This window comes from Halobacillus trueperi (genome assembly GCF_003386945.1).
GTDB classification, from domain to species: domain Bacteria; phylum Bacillota; class Bacilli; order Bacillales; family Halobacillaceae; genus Halobacillus; species Halobacillus aidingensis.
Genome location: NZ_QUAE01000001.1, coordinates 356,683 through 377,812, shown reverse-complemented (window position 1 = coordinate 377,812; position 21,130 = coordinate 356,683). Strand labels below are relative to the sequence as shown.

The window sequence follows — 21,130 nt, the reverse complement described above, 5'->3', positions numbered from 1 at the left end:
CGACTCGGCTTTCTTGCGCGCGACTCGGCTTTCTTGCGCGCGAAAGGTCATCCTCAAATCGGATGACCTTTCGCATCATTTACTCATTAAATAACGATAGGACAGAACCAGGCCTCCCACGTAAAAAAACAGCGCGATGTATGCGGGCAGCAAGTGGATGAATGTCGTATAGCCGATCATGATATGTACAAATATCCCTGCGGCAAAGGCAGGGATCCCTCCGATCAGGAACATCCACCAAAACCAGCGTTTCCCCTGATGATACCCCCATAAAGCGCTCATCAGGACGAGAGATCCGACACTGAACAGTGCGCTTCCAAACCCGGCGCGGTCATGGGCGATGACGGGGATTAATCGTTCGTTGAAATTCTGAATCAGTTCAGGAGGCATGCAAAGATACTCAATATCGGTCGGGATAAAGACCCCTGTCACGCCGATATAGGAAATGATGATGCCACCAAGGACGAAAGAGAATCCGAGGATGACGAAGCAAAATTGTCCATAGACGCCGAGAAGCCACGTTCTGGCATTTCTTCGATTCTTCGAAGCTGGCTTTTCGGAGAGACCCCGGGATTTGATCCATCCCGTCACATATAACGGCAGGAGGATGATCCAGAATAACAGGTGCAGCCAGTCAAAATAGCCATATCCGATAAAAAAGAGAATGCCTAAAAAGCCTGCAATCGCAGCAAAGTCAATCGCTTGTTTCGCCCATTTTTCTCCCTTGGAAACAGAATACCTTGCCAGCCACATATAAAGCAGCCCACCGGAAATCATGGTGCCGGCGAGGGTCAGCCGGTCGTGGGCCATAAACCAGAGAATCCGTTCATTGAACAGAAGCAATTCTTGTCTGGATATTCCGAGGAACGTTTCATCATAAGGTAGGATGACCGAGGTCAAACTGAACACCAAGGCGAGGATGCCACCTAGAAAAATCGCCAGGCCGAAAAGAAAATACCACATCCAGCCAGTTTCCTCCTTGCCACCTTGAGCTCTTTCATCCAGCAGCGCTTCGTGAATCCGCTTCGGTAGTCCAGGACCTGCTTCGACGTATTCAGTAGAAAGAAATACCATACGGGCGCCAGCGGAAAGGAGGGCCATCGCATCTGCGGGTTCCTTCACTCCTCCGACTGTAACCACATCATATCCCTGCAGCTTTTCCAATGCCTTTTTGTGCGCTTCTAAATTATCTTCCCCACCAGATTCTTCTAAGACGAAGCCGGCGACTCCTCCAAATCTGTCTACCTCAGAAACATTCTTACTGGGAACTCTTAAAAAAACGGGTTTCCATTCTGAGAGTTTTCCAACTAGATTCGGCGACCACTTATCATGAGAAACACTGAATATCCCACGAAAAGGTTTTAGAGCTTCTGCCATTTTAACAATTTCATCTTGTGACCCTTGCAAATGAAAGAGATAAGGAATTTCTGCATCCGCCTTTTCCAGCCGACGAACAGTTTCCTCCAAACCAATCGACTCTCCGTGATCCGGAAGCAGCAGGCGACCCTCTTTCCTTTCAGGGAAATCCCCATTCTGCGGTTCCAGCGTCACCGGACCAACATCGATCATACTAAAACCTAAGTGACTGAATGCCTTCGTACCTGATAACCGCGGATCGATTTTTCCTGATAATCCAACAGGTCCACGGATTGGTTCGCCCCCAAGAGAAGTGGTGAGTTTCTCGGAAATTTCTTCTCTCCCAAGAAAATGGATGATAGACCTCCCTCCAGGAAGACAAGCGATCCGGTTCATATTTTTATGTATAAATTCTCTTGAAGTCACAGGGGCTAATTTTGACAGCCACGGTTTGAACAATACATGATAAGACCAATCCGGCATACAATCTTCCTTTTCTTTTATAATCAAAAGCTCCAGCTACAAAAAAAGAGGCACCGGAACCGGCACCTCTTTTTTCTACTTGATCGCATTCGGTCCGTGGAGCATCCGGTTCGTGCGATGCGTCCCATACCGATCTTTCAACTCGAGCCGCTTCAGCTCTCGTTTTAACTTGTTGTAGCTTTTCAGACGTGCAGCTTCCAGCTCTCCCTCTTCAATCGCTTGCTTCACCGCACACCCCGGCTCTTGTTCATGCTTACAATCTCTGAACTTACAAGACGCGCTCAGGCGATCGATATCAGAGAATGTCTGGTCCACCCCTTCTTCATCTCCACCCCATAACTGCAATTCACGCATGCCGGGTGTGTCAATGATATAAGTTCCGTTCGGCAGTTCAAACAGCTCTCTGTGCGTCGTCGTATGCCGCCCGCGCTGATCCTCTTCACGCACCCCTTGAGTCGCTTGTTTTTCCATGCCGAGCAAATGGTTGATGAGTGTTGACTTGCCGACTCCGGAAGAACCTACGAGCGAAATGGTTTCGCCAGTCCGTAATTCAGTGACAAGCTCTTCCATTCCTCCCCCTGTCAAACTATCGACTGCATAGACAGGAACGCCCGGCGCTACACTTTCGACTTCAGTAATATGATCAGGCACCGTGTCGCACAAGTCCCGTTTTGTTAAAACAACAACCGGGCTCGCTCCACTCTCATAAATTTGCTGAACATACCGTTCGATTCTTCTTGGGTTAAATTCCTGGGTCAAAGCGGTGACGATAAACACGGTATCGACGTTCGCCGCAATGATTTGCTCCTGATGACTTCCGCCCGCCTTTTTCCTGGACAACACGGTTCGCCGGTCCAGAACGCGGTGGATTTTCGCACGCGCCCCTGCATCATAAGGTTCAAAAACGACCCAATCCCCGACAGCCGGGTAATCTTTGTCAACCTGTACGGTATGATGAAACCTTCCGGAGACTTCTCCGTTCCGCTCCTGTTCATCATCCACAACGGTGTACAGGCCATGGGTCAGGCGGGTGATTCTTCCGATCTGTTCCCCTTCGTTCGTCTGTGCTTTAAAAAATACTGTAAAATCATTCCGTTTCATTCGATTCCTCCTGAATTTTGGAGGACGTTACGAGTGATGTCCTCCGTGATTTGATGGATTTGAGTTGAATTGAGTTGTTACGTTTGCCATAAAACATCACTCCTAACTTTTTGATTAGTTCCATTATATCAGAATTTTTTGCCAGTGGTTACGTTTATCCGCGGGAAACTGCTTTTTTCGCAGAAATGGCTGCAAAGGTAATGGTGATGGTGCACACGATGACGATAGCGAAGACCCCCTGCATCAAATCCCAAAACACCCAGCCGTCGATGAGTGCTGTCCGCATACTTTCAAAAATGTAAGTCGTCGGGTTGATCGTCGCCGCGATTTTCAGCCACTGGGCTTCAATCAGCTCATACGGGACGAAAGTGGTGCTTAGAAAAATGAGCGGGAAAAAGATGAACGTTCCCGCTTGTGCGGCCTGAGCGTTACCAGTCCGAAGCGCGACCCCGGCAGAATAGCCGGCAAACGCAAGCCCCCAGCCCACGGCAATCAGCAGCACAAACAAAATGCCCCCGAAACCTGTCACTACTTCAAGACCGAGCAAAAAGGCGATGCCGATGATCAGCAGTGTTTGCACGACGAGTTGAAGCATCCCGGCAATGATTGGTCCGAGAACGATCGCCAACCTTGAAGCTGGCGTCAGCAACAACCGGGAGAAAAACCCATTCTCAATATCCTTCACGATGCTCTGTCCGGCACCCCCGGCTCCACCAATGGCCGCAGATACAATCGACACAGGCAGAATGAACGCCAAATAGTTCGCCCCTTCAAATGTCGGGAGCTGGGAAATTCCGCTCAACCCGCCTTCATAAACAAGGAGGAAGAAAGCCGATATGATTAGGTTCGGGATAAAAGAAAACGGATTACGTAACGTCGTTTTGATGTTTCTTACGGTCATGAGCCACGTATCTTTCCATAGGTTATTCCCCATCCGCTCTCACTCCTTCCTTTTTCTCACTCGTGATCTTCAAGAAAATATCATCCAGCGTTGGTGAGGAGAGTTGGATGTCCTCGATTTCATAGCCTTCCTGATCAAACAGACGGACAACTTCAAGCAATTGCTTCGTCCCCTCTTCAACGTATATGAGCACCTTATTCTGACGATTGATCACATCAACGTCACCCATTTGTCCACGTAAGTACTCCACCGCCTCGGATTGCTGTTTTTCATCTTTCAATGTAAGGGTGATCAAATCATTTCCGATTTGTGCCTTCAATTCCTTCGGCGTGCCTGTGGCAACAATCTCTCCATCATTGATGATACTGATGCGGTGAGCAAGCGAATCGGCTTCCTCTAAATACTGGGTAGTAAGAAAAATGGTGGTGCCAACTTCCTCGTTCAGCCGTCGCAATTCATCCCAAATCGCCATCCGGTTCGAAGGATCAAGCCCTGTTGTCGGTTCATCGAGAAAAAGGATTTTCGGTTCATTGACGAGTGTCAGTGCAAGGTCAAGACGCCTGCGCATCCCGCCCGAATAGTTGCCGATTCTTCGTTCCGCCGCTTCTGTCAGCTGCACAATCTCCAACAGCTCCTGGGCCCTCTTTTTACCTTCTTCTTTACGGAAGCCGAAAATATTCGCTTGAAGCTCAATCATTTCCCTGCCTGTCAGATCAGGGTCCACACCTGTTTCCTGCAGAGCTACACCTATATAACGTCTCACTTTTTCCGGCTCTCGGATGACGTCGTGGCCGGCCACTTCTGCTTTTCCAGTAGTGGCATTGATGAGCGTCGTCAGAATTTGAACGGTGGTCGATTTACCTGCGCCATTCGGTCCTAGAAAAGCGAAAAATTCCCCTTCCTCTACTTCGAAAGAAACATCTTTTACCGCTTGGACGTTTCTTTTTTTAAACGTTTTTGTTAGGTGTTCAACAACGATTTTCCCATTCACAACAATCCCTCCAGTCATCAATCCATATCTTTACTATATACAAATGTCCTACCATATTCACTTTCCCACTCTCTCTTCCCCACATTCCCTCGTTCATCTAAATGGCAGGATTGTGTAAGACTCAGTTTCGAGACTTCTGTTGAGTGGATGGGGGCTGCGGGGAATGAGTCGCTTTCCGTGGGAGCGCGGTGAGCCTCCTCGGACTGCGTCCTGTGGGGTCTCACCATGCACTTTTTCCCACAGGAGTCTCCCCATTCCCCTCCGCCCCTTTACCATGGGAGTGTCTCGAAACCACTTCCAGAATAAGCGGCATGTATGCACAAGAAAAGTAGAGGAATATAAAATTCCGCGACTGCTATTTTATTCATAGATCCTTGATATAGAGCGTTTTATGCGTATACCTCAACGAAAGTGGAAGACCGTCCATCTGGGCTAAGGGGTTCGTTTCTCCCTTACATGGAATGGGGTGGTTGGGAAGCTGCGAGACTCCCGCGGGAATGGATTGGCTGGCGAGACCCCGCAGGACGGAGTCCGAGGAGGCTTGCCGTCATCCCCGCAGGAAAGCGAGTGGCTTCCCAACCACCCCTGACGCTCAAGAAAAGGCAAACGGACCCCGGTTATCTCGAATTCGAGTCTTCCAGAAACGGGAGCATTAGTGAAAGAAAGATAAATATGAGGGATTGGGGGTTTGAAGCTTTTTCAAACGGGGAATCTTTATTTTTACGTCACAACGGAAAACCGCCAAAACTAGACGGTTTTCACGGTTGAAACAGGGTTTCATAACGTGATAGAATCTTTAATAATAAGAATTTTCAGAATATATTTGAGGAGGTGAATACCATGGAGCTTATGCAGGTGTATCCTTGGTTGATGCCGGCCCTTTTGATCATCAGTATCGGTACGTTGTTCGGTTCATACTTAATGTTTAGAGCAGAAAAATACATGATGTTGATCGCAATTGGGATGGTACAGACGCTGATCAGTACGATGCTTGCGACAAGTGTCGGGCCGCTTTTGTTCGGTATCGGGTTGACACAGTTCTACGTCGGAATCGTCAACATGAAAAAGGTGAAAGGCTATGAGACATGAGGAATCATCGTCTCATAGGTCTTTCACCTTTTTTTCTATATATATACAAAGATCTCCAAGCGTCGGAAATTGGGCTAGCTCTCGGTTTTTTGCCAGTTCCTGATGGCTGTTCGCAGGTAAATCCCAATGTTGAACGAGGGCAGCAAACGTCTTCAGAAATTTGGTACGGTCATTTTTTAAAACGGTGGCAAGCTTCACATTGGTCGTTAAGTGCTCCAGCGGATGTTCATAGGTTTCATCGCTATACAAATGCACATAATAAACGACACTTCGATAAATCGCTACGGTTGTTCTCGGGTCCTGGATCTTCTTCTCTTTTTCTTTCTTTGACTGAAAAGCTTTGAAGCTGTAGACTTCTCCCATTACCCCCACCTCAATCTTTTTTCTATGAGGATATATTTCTTTTTTTCTATTCCTTATTCCTTCAAGAGCGCAGATAATCTTTGTAAAAGTTTCACCCTCATGAATTTTCGACTGTTGTGGTATCCTGTAGAAAAGAGCTTTTTTAAGTGAGGGAATTGCTTATGATGAAGAAAAACGTGTGGTGGATCGGCTTGGTCCTTTTTTTGTTAGTCGGGTGCAGCTCGAATGCAGATGCAGAGGACACGTTGAATATGAATTCGCTTGAAGGGGATGATCCCCTAACCGATGAAGAAGGAGCGGAAGCCATTGGAAATAAGATGCAGCTCACCCTCGATGGCGCTTCCTATCCATTCACGGCCAAAGACTATCCCATTCTATCTCAATTTGTACATAATTTTGATCAACCGGAACAACAACTGCGCAAGCTTCCTTTTTCAAAAATAAAAGAGGACCAGTACTTGGTGGAGTTTGCCTGTCATGAACAGCGTTGCTCGCATTTGATGATTGATTTTGAACAGAAGCACTCTTTTTTAATGAGTGATTTGAGCAAGTTGGTTTCAAGCCACGTTTCTCCTGACCAGCAGTATGTGGCCTTCCTTTTCGAACGTACGTATGAAAAAGAAGCGATGCACCAGCTCGTCGTCATGGACCTTCATACGCTCGAACCGATTGAACTGGAACCAGGGGAAGACCACCTCCTCCCGAAACCGAATCAGTATCAATACGCCATCCATTCTGTTACTTTTATGGATGAAGAACGATTGCAAATCACCAGTAACGATCCAGTGGCAGGTTCCGATACCAAGGATCCGGTCCGGACGCAATGGATCTACAAATAGGAGGCCACGTTCATGAATGAAACAATAGAAACACTTTTGAATCACCGTTCGATTCGAAAATTCAAAGATACACCCGTGACTGACGAGCAGCTGAGCACCATTTTGTCTGCCGCCCAGCAAGCGTCAACCTCAAGCTACATGATGGCTTATACGATCATCGGGGTAACAGATGAAAAGAAAAAAGCTCAACTTGCAGAAATCACCGGGCAGGGATACGTGAAAGATAACGGGCATTTGATGATTTTCTGTGCCGATCTTTACCGTCATACCCTCCACGCCTCTTCAGATCAGTATGAAGAAATGCTTGCCAACCTTGAGAACAGTGAGCATTTTCTCGTTTCAGCGATTGACGCAGCGCTTGCTGCCCAGAACGCGGCGGTTGCTGCAGAATCGATGGGGCTCGGCATTTGCTATATCGGAAGCATCCGTAACCAGCTTGATAAAGTCGATGAAATACTCGGACTGCCAAAGCATGTCCTTCCGCTTTTCGGCATGGTCCTCGGCGAACCCGATCACCAGCCTGATAAGAAACCCCGACTTCCTAAAGAAGCGGTTTATTTTGAAAATGAATACAAGCGCGAACACAAAGATGAACTGGGAGCGTTTGATGAACAGATCGGCGCGTACTATCAGTCGCGTCAGACGAATACAAGGAATGATTCCTGGACCGATCAAATGCTGCGCCGCTTCACAAAACCGATGCGGATGGACGTCACAAGCATCGTGAAAAAGAAAGGCTTTAACAAGCAGTAAGAGGAGTTGCCGTCTATGTATGAAACGATTGCTCTCAACATAAAAAGTGCCGAACGGATCGCCGTACTGACTGGTGCCGGCGTTTCGACAGCGAGCGGCATCCCTGATTTCCGCTCGAGTGAAGGATTATGGACAGAAAATCATGAGCGCGAGTATTACATGTCCACCGATTACTTTTTCCATGATCCCGAGGATTTTTGGAAAAAGTACAAGGCGATCTTCCGGATGAAGCTGTTAAAAGACTACCAGCCGAACCTTGTCCATCAGTTCATCAAGGATTTGGAAACCGATGAGCGGGAAGTATCGGTCATCACACAGAACGTCGACGGGCTTCATTCGCTTGCCGGCAGCTCCCGTGTCCTTGAATATCACGGAACGTTAAACCGATCGAGCTGTCCGAACTGTGGCAAGTCCTATTCTTTGGATGATGTCATGAAAGTAGCTGTGCCGGTTTGTGAGGATTGCGGATCGGTTTTGAAACCGGATGTCCTGCTGTTTGGTGATATGATCACCGCTCACGATGAGGCCGAGTCGATCATTGAAAAAGCGGACCTCCTGCTCGTCATGGGAACATCGCTTTTCGTGACTCCTTTCAACCTGCTGCCGTATCTTGCCTATGAACAGGAAAACACGACGACCGTTCTCATGAACAATGAACCAACAGATAAAGACCACCTTTTTGACTATGTCGTGCACGAGGATTTGTCAAAAGCCATAACGAAAATAAAAGAAAAGATGTAAAAAAGCCTCCTTCGCTGAAGGAGGCTTTTTCCATTATCTGTATGACCTGGTACACCAGAATATGGATGTTATGCTAAGCCTAGTTTTTTGATGACAGGCTTTAATGTCAGTCCTTGGACGATCAATGAGAAGAGGACGACGGAAAAGGTGAGCAGCAGGACTTGTTCACGGCCGTCAAAATCCATCGGCAGACTCAAGGCAAGTGCGATGGAGAGACTTCCTCTTAATCCACCCCAGTTGATGAGGATTCTTTCTTTGGATGACAGTTCTTTCACCCATCCTGTTCCAATATAAACCGCGATGGTACGTCCGACGAGGACAATAGCGATTGCTCCGACAATATATCCCCAGTTGCCCGCAAGATCGATGTTCCGTATTTCAAGACCGACCATCAGGAAGATCAGCGCATTGGCAAGCAAGGTGACACTATCCCAGAACGTATTAAGGTTCGTCTTCGTTTCTTCCGACATGCCGATCTTCGCTCCGTAATCGCCGAAGACGAATCCACCGACCACAACGGCGATGACGCCCGACGTATGGAAGTGTTCAGCGATGAAGTAACTTCCGAAAAACAGCAGGGCACTGAAGGCAACTTCCAACGGGTAGTCATCATAGACACGAATCACTTGAGAGAACACATAGCCTAAGATCAGTCCGATCAGGGCGCCACCGACCGCAAATTTCAAGAACATGAACACCCCGCTGCCAAGTCCGGCCCAGCCCATTTCAATGTAAGTCAGCAAGTAGATGCTGGCGATTTTGAAGAGGACAACGGCAATACCGTCATTGAACAGCGACTCCCCCTCCATAATCGTCGACATTTTTTGTTTTACTCCGAGAGACTTGAAGATGGAGAGCACACTGATGGGATCGGTCGCACTCATAAGCGCAGCAAATGTAAACGCAACAGCAAGCGGCAAGTCCAATAGAAAATAAGACGCGGCCCCGATGGTAAGCGACGATATGAAAGTCCCTAAAAACGCGAGCCCCATGACCGTCTTCTTTTGTGAAAACAGATGGTGGAAAGGCAGTTTCAACGTCGCATCACCAAGCAGAATCGGAAGGAAAAGCGAGATGACGGTCGCCTGGAACACTTCCGACTGTGTGATGTAGCTTTCCGCTTCCTCAATGAACGGCAGCTGTGTCAATCCGAGGACGAGACCCACAAGAACAAGAGCCACCGAGTCAGGTTCCTTCAAAAGTTTGGCGATCGCGATAACCGTGACAGAGATGGCGAGTAACAGTAGAATTTGAATGAAAACATCATGAAATCCGTGCATGAGAAACCCTCCCAGTATGAATGGCGCTATAATTAGTCTTACCCTTCTTACTCCCCACTTACCCATAAAAAAACGGACGTAAAAACGCCCGCGCTGCGGTTATTCTTTAACGAACAGCTGATGATCTGAAAGTATGATGGCCAATTGGTCTTCGATCTCGTCCACATCTTCCGACAAAAAGTGATTAAATACCATCGCAAAAATCAGAGGTTCCTCGTCTTTTGAAGACACATATCCAGACAGTGAGGAAACACCTGTCAACGTCCCTGTTTTCGCTCTGACATTTCCCTCCGCATTGGTCCCCTGCATCCTGTGGCGCAACGTGCCCCCTGCGAATCTCTTTTCATTACCAGCAACAGGAAGCGATTGTAGGAATTCAGGGAACCATTTCTTCTCTTGCACACGGTAAAGCAATTGGGAGATTTCGTTGGCAGGGATTAAATTTGTGGACGACATTCCCGACCCATCATTCAGTTGAATGGTCGCCATATCCACACCTAAACGCCGCATTTCTGCTCCCACAACATCCAGCCCTTTTTCCCAGCTTCCTTCATCATGAACGACCTTGCCCATTTCCTTCACTAATACTTCTGCATGTCCGTTGTTGCTGAGCTTCATAAAGGGGAGGAACAACTCTTTTAAAGGCATGGACGAACGCTCATACAAGCGTGTGGCATGCCCAGGAGTTTCAGCGATCCTGGTATGTGACCCCTGTACACGAATCCCTTCTTTCATTAAGGACTGGTGAAAAAGTTCAGTGACGAGCCCTGTCGGTTCAAATACTGCAATCCACGACTTAGATACAGGATCATCGATCTCCACCGTTCCCTCTACAATGATGCGATTGGTTCCATGCTCCCTCTCAACCTTTAATTCATCTTCTTCTCTTGTTTTACCGGTCTTTGTTCTGTTCACGATTTCCACATATTTATTATCTGGGGTGACTTCGATTTTCCCCGGTTGCCCTACTTTATTTGCAGGAGAGACGCTGATCAACACGGTCCCTGCATCGTAATCCTCATCCGGAGACACGGTCAGCGCAGACACTTGTGAAGCATAGTACTCACTTTCCTGCGACCATTGAATACCATCAGATAAACGGATATCGTCATACCACGTATCATCCGCTATGACATCTCCTGTAATTTCCCGAACTCCCGTTTCTCGTAAAAAAACAGCCATATCACTCAAGTCTTTTGCTGTTAAGGTCGGATCCCCTTTTCCCTTTACATAGAGGTTTCCTTCCAGTTTACTGTCCTCCATATCCCCGTCCGACCATAATTCTGTTGCAAACGTGTACTCAGGTCCAAGCGTTTCCAATGCTGCAGCTCCTGTGAACAACTTTGTATTCGAGGCAGGTGTAAGACGTAGGTGAGCATTCTTTTCATAAACAACCTCTCCTGACTTGGCATGTCGAATGCTCACTCCTGCGATCGCCCCATGAAGAGCTTCATCTTTTAACAAATCGTCAATTTTATCTTTCAATGACGTCTCCCCTTCCGAGACCTCCTTTTCTTCTTCCAACGTTGAATTAAAAAACAACATCATGATGATGGTAAGAAAAGGGATGACCAGCTGCGTTCTCTTTGTTGTCGACATCTTTATGTACAGGCCTCCTAAAAATCTTGCCTATGTTTATAGTAGCAGAGCAGACAGATTTTGTAACTTTCTCTTCTTCTATACTCCCACATGTTAAAAGCTATTATGATAGTGAATGAGAAATGAAGTAAATGTATTTACCCATCCAACTCAGCTTCAAGGAAATTTCTTTTTTATCTTCCTTTTCCATTCATATGAATTCATTCATGGTCCCTTGTAACACTTACGAATCCTCATCCTACAAATCCCCTTTCAACGACTAAGCATATTGTTATCCATTTGATACCATCCTTGATAGAGTACCTTTTGAAGGAAGAGGTGCCGATATGAAAATAAAACTTATATTGGCCATAGGCGTTGTGCTAGCAGCGTTGCTATGGTTCTTAAATGATGGAAAAGAGGAAAAATCAAAAACCACCGAAGACGACTGTTCCGGTGATCGGTTCTGTTCGTTTGAAGAGTTGACTGAAGTCTATGAGGAAGGAGAAGACTGGGTCATTGCCACAAGTACGGAAGGTAATCAGCAATGGCTGGTCAGCGCAATCCATGGCGGTGGGATCGAAGAAACAACTTCATCCTTAGCTGAGGCGATTGCGAGAAAATCTTATCCCTATTACGCATTCAAAGGAAGATTAGCCTCTGATAATTTCAGAAACTTACATATCACTTCCACAAACTTTAATGAGCCCCAAGCGCTTGAAATGGTTGCAAAGGCCGATCATCACATTTCCATTCACGGGGCAGGTGGAGATGAGCGAAAGACACTGATTGGCGGCCGGGATAAAGAATTAATGAAAGTCGTGGAGCGCCATTTAGAGGAAAAGGGATTTGCCGTCGAACAAGCTCCTGAACACCTGGACGGCGATCACCCTGACAATTACGTCAACAAGACGAAGACAGAGAAAGGCGTGCAGCTTGAGATCACACGCGGACAGAGGAAGGCGTTTTATAAGAATGGAGACATCAGTTACTCATCAAGGAAAGATGCTTCTAATGAGACGGAAGACTTTAAAACGTATGTAAAAGCGATAAAAAGGGCGATGGAAGAATACAAGGAATAACAGATGTAACGCTCCACCTCTGTGGTGGAGCGTTTTCCTGCTGGGAATGATCAACTCAGCTATGATCCTTTTTCCCATTTGAAATCCCCATTCTCGATCATTTGTAAAAGGGAATTTTGTCCTTCTACTTTATATTCAGCGCTGAGATCCTCCCCATCCATACTCCCCATGATACGGAGCGCGTCATCCCCGACGATGATCCGAACCTCGTCTTCATAGGAATCCACTTTCAAGTAGATGGAATAGAGATGGCGGGAGAGTCCCTCATCTGTAGTCACAAGCGTCATTTTCGAGGGGCTTTGCAGGATTTTTTTTATCTCTTCAAGGTTTTCAAGCGTGACGGATTTGAATTCCCTCTCCTTTTCATCATAGATTGTCATTTCCGTCACCTGCTGTGCATCACTGAGTTCAGCGGGAATCGCTTCTGCGAATGTTGTAGTTGTTGGTTTGTTCACAAAATAAAACACAGCAGGAGTGACTAGGAAAAAAGTGATCACCATTCCTGTAACCAGCCCTGTCTTTTTTCTAAAGAGTAAGGAAAAGAAGGCCAGTGCCGCTCCCCCTAAAATGATGATCAATAAAATAACATTTCCAATTTCAACACCATCATCCAAATAAGCCCCTGACCATCCAACACCAAGCAGTGTAGCGACAGCTATGAACGGGAGTGCGATGAGCATGACTTTACGCAGACGTTCGTTTATCAAAAAAACCCTCCGTTAGTTGAATTGAAGAAAAGAATTTAACAGCGTTTTCTGCTAGCCTGTGGTAACAATAAATTCCCTAATAAAAGGCCCCCTCCAAAATTCCCTTAATATCCCCCAAATGCTGGATAAGGGATAGTCCAGAAACAAAAACGTAAAAACTACTGAGAACAAGCACTTTCTTCAATGATTTCCCTTGGAGGACCTCCACACCCAGCCAGAAGATCGCTACCATGATGGATGTGAAAAAGAGGTGATACTCCATAGCTTGACCATCAATACGATCGGCCAGTGCTTCCGTTCTCCATTCATACCCTTCAGGTGGTTGATAGGTGACCCTCTCTTCTTCGAATCCCCACATATTCAAAGACTGTACAACCACTGCGTTCTCCTGCTTTTCCACCACTTCATAACCGAGTGGAAAGTACCCGAGTGGATAAGCGAGAAAATAGGATAAGAAAAATGCGGCCATTAGAAACGCGATGTAAAGTAGGACCCGTCTTACTTTATTCAACATTTCTTCACTCATGGTCATACCTCCTTACTCGTATATCCCTCTCTTGAATTTCTTTCCTTCTTATACGATTAAAGCCGGGAATCGTTTCACACCCTTATTCAAATGCACACAAAAAAGAGATTGAACCTTATGAATCCCCCCCCCTGCTTTCTTACGCACACGCCTTACACAATAAATGAATGACACATTCATTAGCTGAATTGTATTTTCACAAAGCTTCTCACATGATTCTTAGATCTCCTACTCATACTAACTTCAGGAGGAGTCTCGGATGAAAATTGCCATTTTATCACTATGCTTACTAATCGCTGCACCGTTCATTCAAGAAGAGAATTTATCCATCACTTATGACGGGGAACAATTGATGTCTGTGAACCGGGAAGACTTCACGGACGTGATGTTAGGCAAGCCCTTTGTGAATCAAGAGAAAACCAACCGATTAGTGGATCAACTGGAAGAAAAAATCTACCGTGAGCCAGTCCCTGCAAAAATCGGGAAAGCAGAGGAAATCATTCCCGGTGAGGCGGGACGTAAAGTCGATCAACAGAAATTCACGGAAGATCTTTACCACTATCTGCACAGCACCGGGAAAGCTACAATCCATGTGCCTACAATTCTTGCTCACCCTAGAGTCGATGGTGAATTGCTCGCAACAATCCGCACGAAACAGATCGGCCAATATGTGACCTATTTCAATAAAAATAATAAAGAACGCTCTCACAATATCCGTTTGGCTGCCGAAGCCCTGGACAGTCATGTTGTCTTTCCTGGCGAGGTTTTTTCTTTCAATAAAGTTGTAGGAAAAAGGACGGTGGAAAAGGGATACAAGAAAGCCCCGGTCATCGTCAAAGGAGAAGTGACAGAGGGCATTGGCGGTGGGATCTGCCAGTTGTCTTCCACACTGTTCAACTCGGTGGACTTAGCCGGAGTTGAGATTATGGAACGCTATTCGCATAGTAAACGTGTTCCTTATGTGCCGGAAGGGAGAGACGCGACAGTGAGCTGGTATGGTCCTGATTTCACGTTTAAAAATCAGTATAATCAGCCTCTGCTCATTCGCTCAAAGGTAGTTGGGGGAAAAATGATTGTAACGGTATATTCATCTGATTTAATAGATATGGAGCCGAGAAACGGGGAGCAGGAAGCAGACGAATGAGAGGGATTAAAACATCCAGTGCCAGGGGCCCCTGCTGAGGGTCTGGCACCTTCATTTTTTAAAGAGATCAGACCGATAGCGAGCCGCGGAATCCCCTCGCCTTATAATAGGACTCTGCTCCGTTGTGATACACGAAGACGTGACCGAAACGGCGATCGCAAAAAAGCGCACCTCCAAGCTCCCGAATGTCCTCAGGAGTGTGTATCCAGCTTGAAGTCTTTACATCAAATTCCCCGACCTTCTGCAGCGCTCGGTACTCTTCCTCAGTCAAAAGTTCGATCCCCATGGATGTGGCAAGATCCAACGCGCTTGTTTCCGGCTTATATTTCTTCCTTGATTCCAAAGCTGCACGGTCATAGCAGACACTCCTGCGTCCTGTAGGGCTTTCTTTTGAACAATCGTAAAAAATGTAAGCACCTTTCTCCTGATCGTAATCGACAACATCCGGTTCGCCGCCGGTTCTTTCCATTTCGTTCAGCGACCAAAGCTTTTCAGGAGTCTCTTCAAGTTTCTTCTTGATTTCAGACCATTCCAGCCCTTCGTGGCGGTTCATGTTCTTTTCAAAACGTTCTTCCAATGCTTTAAGTATTTCTTCTTTCCCCTTCAGTGAAAGCTCCTTTTTACTACCGGGCTCCGTTTTCTTTGTCATGGTTGTGCCTCCCTTCAAAATAGTGGATGTCCTCTCTATCTTACTATAAAAATCCATTTTCTTCTCGACGACCCTTACTCATAAAAAATAGACGGATCTCCTATAACCTAAAACCGCTTCAAGCCCTATCAGGATATGTTCGATCACCCTCCAATTGGCTTTTGTTAAAAGTTTTTCTCAGCATTTTTTCATTCATATTCCCAACCTTCCAATCCCTTATATTTTATAAAATCACATCAAATACCCGTTTAGGTATGGTGGGAATCGGTTATGAAACAACTGTGAGCTAAATAAGAAAATCCTGGAGATCGGAGTTGATCCTACTATCATTTGAAAAAATGGACAAGCTTCCAAAAGCAGCACAAGCAGTCATTCATAAGAAAGACCATTCAAGGAAAACTATCTGATGAGATTAATTTTTCAAGGAGGAATTTCAAATGGCGGATACAAAAGTGGCCATCATAGCAGCGAACGGAAGTTTATTTGATGCCTATAAAGTTTTTAATGTTGCCTCAGCAGCTGCAGCTTCTGATGCGGAGGTAGGCATCTTTTTTACTTTTGAGGGACTAAACTTAATCCATAAAGAAGGACACAAGAACCTGCCTTTACCTGAAGGAAAGGAACATTTCCAAGAAGGATTTCAAAAAGCGAATGTCCCTTCCATTGAAGAATTGGTAGGCATTGCTCAAGAAATGGATGTAAAACTGATTGCGTGCCAAATGACCATGGATGTCATGAGTTTAGAAAAAGAGGATTTCGTAGAAGGCATCGAAGTCGGCGGCGCTGCGTCTTTCATTGAGTATGCCAAAGATGCAAACATTTCCTTAACTTTCTAAACAAAGGAGGCTCCATAGTGACCGTTAAGCACTTATCGACAAGCGACTTGGCTGAAAAGATGGAAAATAATGAGAAAATGTTAATTTTAGATGTACGAAATACCGATGATTTCGATGAATGGAAAATGGAAGGCGGTCAAGTCGAAGTGATCAACGAACCTTACTTCAACCTGCTCGATGACATCCGATCCCTTGATGGGAAATTGGAAAAAAATCAAGAAGTGGTCGTCGTCTGTGCGAAAGGGAACTCTTCTCAAATGGTTGCCGAAATGCTGGATGAAGAAGGGTATGAAGATGTGTATTCATTAGAAGGCGGCATGCAGGCATGGGGAGAAGACCTCGAACGTTAGAGGGTCTACATGTTAAGGATGACCGCTTACAGATACCTCCCCTATGAATAAATAGGAGGAGCTGGTACTCGACACGAACGGTCGTGTGTTTCTTATATGAAAAGGAGGATGACAAATGGAAGCAAATGAAGTGTTAGATGCAAAAGGGTTGGCATGTCCGATGCCGATCGTGAAAACGAAAAAGGCAATGGAAAAACTTAATACCGGTGAGGTTCTCGAAGTCCAGGCTACAGATAAAGGGGCTAAAAGTGATATTGCCGCATGGGTGAAATCCGGTGGTCACGAGCTCTTAAAAGATGCAGAGGAAAACGACGTCTTAAAGTTCTGGATCAAAAAAGGGTAAATCCAGGGGCCGGCTGGTCCCTGTTTTTTTAAGAAGGTGGAAATATGGAATATAGCATGCTTTTTTTGATCATCATTTTTTTGATTGGCTTTGTCGGTTCATTCATATCCGGCATGGTCGGCATTGGCGGTTCCATCATCAAATACCCGATGCTGCTTTATATTCCTTCGTTAGTTGGACTTTCCGCTTTTACCGCTCATGAAGTTTCCGGTATCAGCGCAGTCCAGGTTCTTTTCGCTACAATCGGAGGCGTATGGGCCTACAGAAAAGGCGGTTACCTCAATAAAAAACTTATTCTCTATATGGGGATCAGTATATTGATCGGAAGCTTTATCGGAGGGTACGGATCCCGTTTCATGTCCGATGAAGGCGTTAATCTCGTGTATGGTATTTTAGCCATCACAGCGGCCGTCATGATGTTTCTCCCGAAAAAAGGCGTCGATGACATTCCATTAGATGAAGTGACATTCAATAAATGGATCGCTGCCTCCTGTGCTTTCCTTGTAGGTATCGGGGCAGGAATAGTAGGAGCTGCCGGGGCCTTCATCCTCGTTCCTATTATGCTGATTGTTCTTAAGATCCCGACTCGGATGACCATCGCTTCTTCCCTTGCGATCACATTCATTTCATCCATCGGAGCAACGACAGGGAAAATCTTGACTGGCCAAGTCCTGTTGTTCCCTGCCGTAATTATGATCATCGCCAGTTTAATCGCTTCTCCACTCGGTGCGAATGCAGGGAAGAAAGTGAACACAAAACTATTACAGATATTTCTAGCCTTACTCATTTTAGGCACAGCCATAAAAATTTGGTTCGATATTCTTACATGATCAAAAAAATCTGCCGCCGGCTCTGAACAGCCGGCGGCAGATTTTTCATCTATCGTTTACAAAAATACAAAATACATAATAAACAATCCACCAAGCGTGTACATGATCGGGTGGACCTGTTTCCAATCCCTTTTCGCGATCATAGCAAATGGATAAAGAATAAAGCCAAGCGCAATCCCTGTCGCGACACTGAACGTGAGCGGCATCATGATGATCGTGACGAATGCCGGCACGACGATTTCAAACCGGCTCCAATCGATTTCTTTCACCTCTGTCGCCATCAGAGCACCGACGATGATTAGTGCAGGTGCCGTCACTTCTGGTGTAATGACACCAAGGACAGGCGAAAAGAACAACGCGATAAAGAAACAGATCGAGATGACAACGCTCGTAAATCCTGTACGGCCGCCGACAGCAACCCCAGCAGAAGATTCAACGAATGAAGCGGTCGTCGATGTTCCAAAAATCGCTCCCGCCACGCCTGAAGTAGAGTCAGCCAATAATGCACGTCCTGCGTTCGGAATTTTGTTGTCCTTCATGATTCCAGCCTGACTGGCCACAGCAATGAGCGCCCCGGCTGTATCGAAGAAAGCGACAAACAAGAAGGTGAAAATAACAGCTAAGACTTCCGGTCTAAAGATATCCCCTAAATGCTGAAACACCACGCCAAAGGTTGGCTCAAGGCTTGGAATCTCCCCTACTACGGAGCTCGGCACATCCACTAAACCAACGACCATCCCTATAATGCTCGTAATGACAATCCCGTAAAAAATACCTCCACGAATGCCACGCACAAGCATCATCAGCGTTATGATAAACCCGAACGCAGCAAGAGCTGTCGTTGGAGAAGTCAACTGGCCGATCGATACGAACGTTTCCTCGCTCCCGACAACGATGCCGGCATTTTTTAAACCAATGAATGCAATGAAAAAGCCGATGCCACCTGCAATCGCATGTTTCAAGTCTTTCGGAATCACATTGATGATTTTCTCGCGGATCTTCAAGAGACTCAAAATCATAAAGATGATTCCAGCGATGAAGACGCCGGTTAAAGCGACCTGCCATTCAATCCCCATCCCGATGACAACAGAAAAGGTGAAGAATGAATTGAGCCCCATACTCGGCGCAATTCCTACAGGAAAGTTTGCCATAAGCCCGATTAACAGCGATCCGACAATCGCAGATAAAGCGGTAGCCGTAAAGAGCGCTCCTTTATCCATCCCTGCCTGACTTAAAATGATCGGATTGACGACTAATATATAGGCCATGGAAAGAAATGTCGTAATTCCAGCGAGCGTTTCTTTTTGAACATTCGTTTCACGTTCTTTGAATTGAAAAAAGTTTCTCATGATGTCCCCTCCTACAAACGAAAAAAAGCACCGGTCATCTACCGGTGCTTATACATAGGGAAAGAAACATAGACGTTCCTCCCCTTGTAGACGAGCTATTTCCGGTAGCTGGTAGAAACGTTCAGGCCGTATTCCTGAATTTATACAAGGTGCTGCATCTGTTTTTAATTATAGGGAGAATCATACCAACCCAATAGAGATGGGTCAATGAATATAGAAAATGTTCGGGAATTCACTTTTTTCTGATTTCTCAAATCATCTCTGCCTCCTCAACTCCCGGTCATACCATATTCCATCCATCCTTCTCTCTTTCGCTTTCTCCCAGGATGGGAATAAGAGATTAAAATAAACAGATTTGTGGTAGAACTGTAAGATAGATAAATATAAGAAGTGATTCGATTCCATCAAGTGATTGGAGTGGCAAAATGAAAAAGCCAGACATACAACGTTATTTTTTTATGACCAAACGGGAAAGGCGGAATGAACTCAACCAAACACTATGGTTGATGCCCCTTCGTTATATCGGGGTAGCCCTTGCGTTATCCGTGCTGAGTGCTTTCTTTGATACTTATTTAGATATACATAAACATTTGCCGGATGGCATGGTGTTCAACGGACCGACGACGAGGCTGTTAATTACGACACTTATTGGTGGCGTTTTAACTCTAAGCGCCTTTACAATCAACTCTTTGTTGGTTGCCTTGACTACCCTGAGCGGGCAGTTTTCCTCCCGAATGGTATTGAATTTCATCAGTGAACCTCCCACTCAACACGTGCTCGGAATTTTTAACGGGAGCTTCATTTATGTCCTATTAAATATTCTTTTCTTGAGCAATAGTTCTAATGAAGTGTATTTCGTTATCCCTCTGTTTTCCGTCATGGTCACTTTCGTGGCTGCTGTCACGTTCATCTATTTCGTAAACCATACTTCTACATGGCTTCAAGTCCACAACATTACATCGAATATGAAAAAGACCACAAGAAATACGATTAGGAGTTCATTATTAGAGGAAATCGGACCATACAGGAGCACAGTAGGAGAGGAATATAGTGACGAAAGATGGGCCGATCGCGAAGTAAACACCATTTATGCAAGGAGATCTGGACACCTGCAATCCGCTAATTTCCAAAAAATTATCGAAGAAGCTAAAAACGATGATATTGTCATTGAATTAAGAGTGTCGATTGGTCAATTTATTCTAGAGAATACTCCCCTTTTTGATTACAGGCAGGGCAGCCACACGTTTGATGAAGAAAAGTATAGAAAGCTTGTTCGCGTGGATACGAAAAAAACCGAAATTCAAGATTTGGAGTTCGGGCTGGAAAAGTTAGTGGAAGTCGCTGTGAAAGGTTTGGGGAATAACGACCCATTAACTGTGAACAACACATTGTATCAGATCACAGAGTTGTTGAAAGAAATAGGGAACGCTACAAGCTTCTCACCGATTTTGGTAGACGATGAAAATCACGTAAGGTTGAGGCTCAAACACGATGGGTTTGATTATTTCCTCTATAAGAGTTACGGGTATATTCGAGAATATGCCAGTCAAAATTCCACCGTCATTATCACAATCATGGAAATGCTCAGTCTTTTAGCAGAGTCCATGAATCGCAAAGTTCACGAAGACATTTGGGATTTCGCAGAGAGTACGATAAAAGGTTACCAAAAGTACTCTCTTTATAAAGAAGATTGTTATTACATCTTAAAACACTTAAAAGCAGTCGCTGCACATACCGACCATACAGAAGCATATTCACAATTAGAAGAAATGCTTTCGAAAAAGGTGTTCTCATAGCTTAGGTGCCTGACCTCACTCTCCTAAAAGGATGACCGAGTAG

The 21,130-nt window shown here is 45.6% G+C and carries 22 protein-coding genes and 1 riboswitch; of the genes, 11 read left to right on the top strand and 11 right to left on the bottom strand.

Going from position 1 to position 21,130, the window contains the following annotated elements; genetic code table 11:
• Window positions 1-75 precede the first annotated feature (75 nt).
• From DYE48_RS01955 to DYE48_RS01940, 4 genes are all read right to left on the bottom strand, one after another.
• Window positions 76-1,839 carry a dihydroorotate dehydrogenase gene (locus DYE48_RS01955; RefSeq protein ID WP_115822167.1) on the bottom strand — a complete coding sequence of 588 codons (1,764 nt, stop codon included), beginning with the start codon at window positions 1,837-1,839 and terminating at the stop codon, window positions 76-78.
• A gap of 75 nt (window positions 1,840-1,914) precedes the next feature.
• Window positions 1,915-2,940 (bottom strand): ribosome small subunit-dependent GTPase A, encoded by a 1,026-nt coding sequence (rsgA, locus tag DYE48_RS01950; protein WP_115822166.1) that lies wholly within the window; start codon window positions 2,938-2,940, stop codon window positions 1,915-1,917.
• Between the two features lie 154 nt (window positions 2,941-3,094).
• The gene (locus DYE48_RS01945) at window positions 3,095-3,874 is read right to left on the bottom strand and encodes an ABC transporter permease (RefSeq protein ID WP_115822165.1); all 780 of its coding nucleotides are present in this window, start codon (window positions 3,872-3,874) and stop codon (window positions 3,095-3,097) included.
• A complete protein-coding gene (locus DYE48_RS01940) occupies window positions 3,864-4,832 on the bottom strand; it encodes an ATP-binding cassette domain-containing protein (protein WP_244199348.1) in 969 nt (322 codons plus the stop codon). Before DYE48_RS01940 ends, DYE48_RS01945 begins: the two co-directional genes overlap by 11 nt.
• A gap of 840 nt (window positions 4,833-5,672) precedes the next feature.
• Between DYE48_RS01940 and DYE48_RS01925 the strand changes: the two genes are divergently transcribed.
• Complete coding sequence (locus DYE48_RS01925) at window positions 5,673-5,921, top strand: hypothetical protein (RefSeq protein WP_115822162.1); 249 nt, start codon at window positions 5,673-5,675, stop codon at window positions 5,919-5,921.
• Window positions 5,922-5,933: 12 nt separating this feature from the next.
• Here DYE48_RS01925 and DYE48_RS01920 read toward each other — a convergent pair whose 3' ends face one another.
• Window positions 5,934-6,284 carry a hypothetical protein gene (locus DYE48_RS01920; RefSeq protein WP_115822161.1) on the bottom strand — a complete coding sequence of 117 codons (351 nt, stop codon included), beginning with the start codon at window positions 6,282-6,284 and terminating at the stop codon, window positions 5,934-5,936.
• Between the two features lie 161 nt (window positions 6,285-6,445).
• On the opposite strand from DYE48_RS01920, the gene DYE48_RS01915 reads away from it, so the two are divergent.
• Genes DYE48_RS01915 through DYE48_RS01905 form a run of 3 tightly spaced genes read left to right on the top strand, consistent with a single transcriptional unit; the run spans window position 6,446 to window position 8,617 of the window.
• Window positions 6,446-7,123: a hypothetical protein gene (locus DYE48_RS01915; RefSeq protein WP_115822160.1), complete on the top strand. Its 678-nt coding sequence runs from the start codon at window positions 6,446-6,448 to the stop codon at window positions 7,121-7,123.
• 12 nt (window positions 7,124-7,135) lie between these two features.
• Complete coding sequence (gene nfsA, locus DYE48_RS01910; RefSeq protein WP_115822159.1) at window positions 7,136-7,876, top strand: oxygen-insensitive NADPH nitroreductase; 741 nt, start codon at window positions 7,136-7,138, stop codon at window positions 7,874-7,876.
• A gap of 15 nt (window positions 7,877-7,891) precedes the next feature.
• The gene (locus tag DYE48_RS01905) at window positions 7,892-8,617 is read left to right on the top strand and encodes an NAD-dependent protein deacylase (protein WP_115822158.1); all 726 of its coding nucleotides are present in this window, start codon (window positions 7,892-7,894) and stop codon (window positions 8,615-8,617) included.
• 68 nt (window positions 8,618-8,685) lie between these two features.
• Here the strand turns inward: DYE48_RS01905 and DYE48_RS01900 are convergent, their stop codons facing one another.
• Window positions 8,686-9,897 (bottom strand): cation:proton antiporter, encoded by a 1,212-nt coding sequence (locus DYE48_RS01900; RefSeq protein WP_115822157.1) that lies wholly within the window; start codon window positions 9,895-9,897, stop codon window positions 8,686-8,688.
• Between the two features lie 99 nt (window positions 9,898-9,996).
• Window positions 9,997-11,496, bottom strand: coding sequence for a D-alanyl-D-alanine carboxypeptidase/D-alanyl-D-alanine endopeptidase (gene dacB / locus DYE48_RS01895; RefSeq protein WP_115822156.1), 1,500 nt, complete (start codon window positions 11,494-11,496; stop codon window positions 9,997-9,999).
• Between the two features lie 326 nt (window positions 11,497-11,822).
• Here dacB and DYE48_RS01890 point away from each other — a divergent pair, with 326 nt between their 5' ends.
• Complete coding sequence (locus DYE48_RS01890) at window positions 11,823-12,557, top strand: poly-gamma-glutamate hydrolase family protein (RefSeq protein ID WP_115822155.1); 735 nt, start codon at window positions 11,823-11,825, stop codon at window positions 12,555-12,557.
• Between the two features lie 59 nt (window positions 12,558-12,616).
• On the opposite strand, the gene DYE48_RS01885 is transcribed toward DYE48_RS01890, so the two are convergent.
• Both DYE48_RS01885 and DYE48_RS01880 read right to left on the bottom strand, forming a co-directional pair.
• Window positions 12,617-13,264, bottom strand: coding sequence for a hypothetical protein (locus tag DYE48_RS01885; RefSeq protein ID WP_115822154.1), 648 nt, complete (start codon window positions 13,262-13,264; stop codon window positions 12,617-12,619).
• A 76-nt stretch (window positions 13,265-13,340) separates the two neighbouring features.
• A complete protein-coding gene (locus DYE48_RS01880; protein WP_115822153.1) occupies window positions 13,341-13,790 on the bottom strand; it encodes a hypothetical protein in 450 nt (149 codons plus the stop codon).
• Window positions 13,791-14,049: 259 nt separating this feature from the next.
• On the opposite strand from DYE48_RS01880, the gene DYE48_RS01875 reads away from it, so the two are divergent.
• Window positions 14,050-14,934 (top strand): VanW family protein, encoded by an 885-nt coding sequence (locus tag DYE48_RS01875; protein ID WP_115822152.1) that lies wholly within the window; start codon window positions 14,050-14,052, stop codon window positions 14,932-14,934.
• 67 nt (window positions 14,935-15,001) lie between these two features.
• On the opposite strand, the gene DYE48_RS01870 is transcribed toward DYE48_RS01875, so the two are convergent.
• Entirely contained in the window at window positions 15,002-15,583 is a 582-nt protein-coding gene (locus DYE48_RS01870) for a DUF4256 domain-containing protein (RefSeq protein WP_115822151.1), read from the bottom strand.
• Window positions 15,584-16,020: 437 nt separating this feature from the next.
• On the opposite strand from DYE48_RS01870, the gene DYE48_RS01865 reads away from it, so the two are divergent.
• The 4 genes from DYE48_RS01865 (at window position 16,021) to DYE48_RS01850 (ending at window position 17,942) form a co-directional block, all read left to right on the top strand.
• Complete coding sequence (locus DYE48_RS01865; protein ID WP_115822150.1) at window positions 16,021-16,419, top strand: DsrE/DsrF/DrsH-like family protein; 399 nt, start codon at window positions 16,021-16,023, stop codon at window positions 16,417-16,419.
• Between the two features lie 17 nt (window positions 16,420-16,436).
• A complete protein-coding gene (locus DYE48_RS01860; protein WP_244199347.1) occupies window positions 16,437-16,769 on the top strand; it encodes a rhodanese-like domain-containing protein in 333 nt (110 codons plus the stop codon).
• Window positions 16,770-16,884: 115 nt separating this feature from the next.
• Window positions 16,885-17,112, top strand: coding sequence for a sulfurtransferase TusA family protein (locus tag DYE48_RS01855; protein ID WP_115822149.1), 228 nt, complete (start codon window positions 16,885-16,887; stop codon window positions 17,110-17,112).
• Window positions 17,113-17,156: 44 nt separating this feature from the next.
• Window positions 17,157-17,942 (top strand): sulfite exporter TauE/SafE family protein, encoded by a 786-nt coding sequence (locus DYE48_RS01850; RefSeq protein WP_115822148.1) that lies wholly within the window; start codon window positions 17,157-17,159, stop codon window positions 17,940-17,942.
• Between the two features lie 56 nt (window positions 17,943-17,998).
• On the opposite strand, the gene DYE48_RS01845 is transcribed toward DYE48_RS01850, so the two are convergent.
• The gene (locus tag DYE48_RS01845; protein WP_115822147.1) at window positions 17,999-19,291 is read right to left on the bottom strand and encodes an NCS2 family permease; all 1,293 of its coding nucleotides are present in this window, start codon (window positions 19,289-19,291) and stop codon (window positions 17,999-18,001) included.
• A 67-nt stretch (window positions 19,292-19,358) separates the two neighbouring features.
• Window positions 19,359-19,459, bottom strand: a riboswitch (purine riboswitch).
• 257 nt (window positions 19,460-19,716) lie between these two features.
• On the opposite strand from DYE48_RS01845, the gene DYE48_RS01840 reads away from it, so the two are divergent.
• Window positions 19,717-21,087, top strand: coding sequence for a DUF2254 domain-containing protein (locus DYE48_RS01840; RefSeq protein WP_115822146.1), 1,371 nt, complete (start codon window positions 19,717-19,719; stop codon window positions 21,085-21,087).
• Window positions 21,088-21,130: the final 43 nt, after the last annotated feature.

Excerpts from the sequence above, each read along its gene's own strand:
- DYE48_RS01955 (WP_115822167.1), bottom strand. The coding sequence starts at position 1,839 with ATGCCGGATTGGTCTTATCATGTATTGTTCAAACCGTGGCTGTCAAAA.
- rsgA (WP_115822166.1), bottom strand. The coding sequence starts at position 2,940 with ATGAAACGGAATGATTTTACAGTATTTTTTAAAGCACAGACGAACGAA.
- DYE48_RS01945 (WP_115822165.1), bottom strand. The coding sequence starts at position 3,874 with ATGGGGAATAACCTATGGAAAGATACGTGGCTCATGACCGTAAGAAAC.
- DYE48_RS01925 (WP_115822162.1), top strand. The coding sequence starts at position 5,673 with ATGGAGCTTATGCAGGTGTATCCTTGGTTGATGCCGGCCCTTTTGATC.
- DYE48_RS01920 (WP_115822161.1), bottom strand. The coding sequence starts at position 6,284 with ATGGGAGAAGTCTACAGCTTCAAAGCTTTTCAGTCAAAGAAAGAAAAA.
- DYE48_RS01915 (WP_115822160.1), top strand. The coding sequence starts at position 6,446 with ATGATGAAGAAAAACGTGTGGTGGATCGGCTTGGTCCTTTTTTTGTTA.
- nfsA (WP_115822159.1), top strand. The coding sequence starts at position 7,136 with ATGAATGAAACAATAGAAACACTTTTGAATCACCGTTCGATTCGAAAA.
- DYE48_RS01905 (WP_115822158.1), top strand. The coding sequence starts at position 7,892 with ATGTATGAAACGATTGCTCTCAACATAAAAAGTGCCGAACGGATCGCC.
- DYE48_RS01900 (WP_115822157.1), bottom strand. The coding sequence starts at position 9,897 with ATGCACGGATTTCATGATGTTTTCATTCAAATTCTACTGTTACTCGCC.
- dacB (WP_115822156.1), bottom strand. The coding sequence starts at position 11,496 with ATGTCGACAACAAAGAGAACGCAGCTGGTCATCCCTTTTCTTACCATC.
- DYE48_RS01890 (WP_115822155.1), top strand. The coding sequence starts at position 11,823 with ATGAAAATAAAACTTATATTGGCCATAGGCGTTGTGCTAGCAGCGTTG.
- DYE48_RS01880 (WP_115822153.1), bottom strand. The coding sequence starts at position 13,790 with ATGAGTGAAGAAATGTTGAATAAAGTAAGACGGGTCCTACTTTACATC.
- DYE48_RS01875 (WP_115822152.1), top strand. The coding sequence starts at position 14,050 with ATGAAAATTGCCATTTTATCACTATGCTTACTAATCGCTGCACCGTTC.
- DYE48_RS01870 (WP_115822151.1), bottom strand. The coding sequence starts at position 15,583 with ATGACAAAGAAAACGGAGCCCGGTAGTAAAAAGGAGCTTTCACTGAAG.
- DYE48_RS01865 (WP_115822150.1), top strand. The coding sequence starts at position 16,021 with ATGGCGGATACAAAAGTGGCCATCATAGCAGCGAACGGAAGTTTATTT.
- DYE48_RS01855 (WP_115822149.1), top strand. The coding sequence starts at position 16,885 with ATGGAAGCAAATGAAGTGTTAGATGCAAAAGGGTTGGCATGTCCGATG.
- DYE48_RS01850 (WP_115822148.1), top strand. The coding sequence starts at position 17,157 with ATGGAATATAGCATGCTTTTTTTGATCATCATTTTTTTGATTGGCTTT.
- DYE48_RS01845 (WP_115822147.1), bottom strand. The coding sequence starts at position 19,291 with ATGAGAAACTTTTTTCAATTCAAAGAACGTGAAACGAATGTTCAAAAA.
- DYE48_RS01840 (WP_115822146.1), top strand. The coding sequence starts at position 19,717 with ATGAAAAAGCCAGACATACAACGTTATTTTTTTATGACCAAACGGGAA.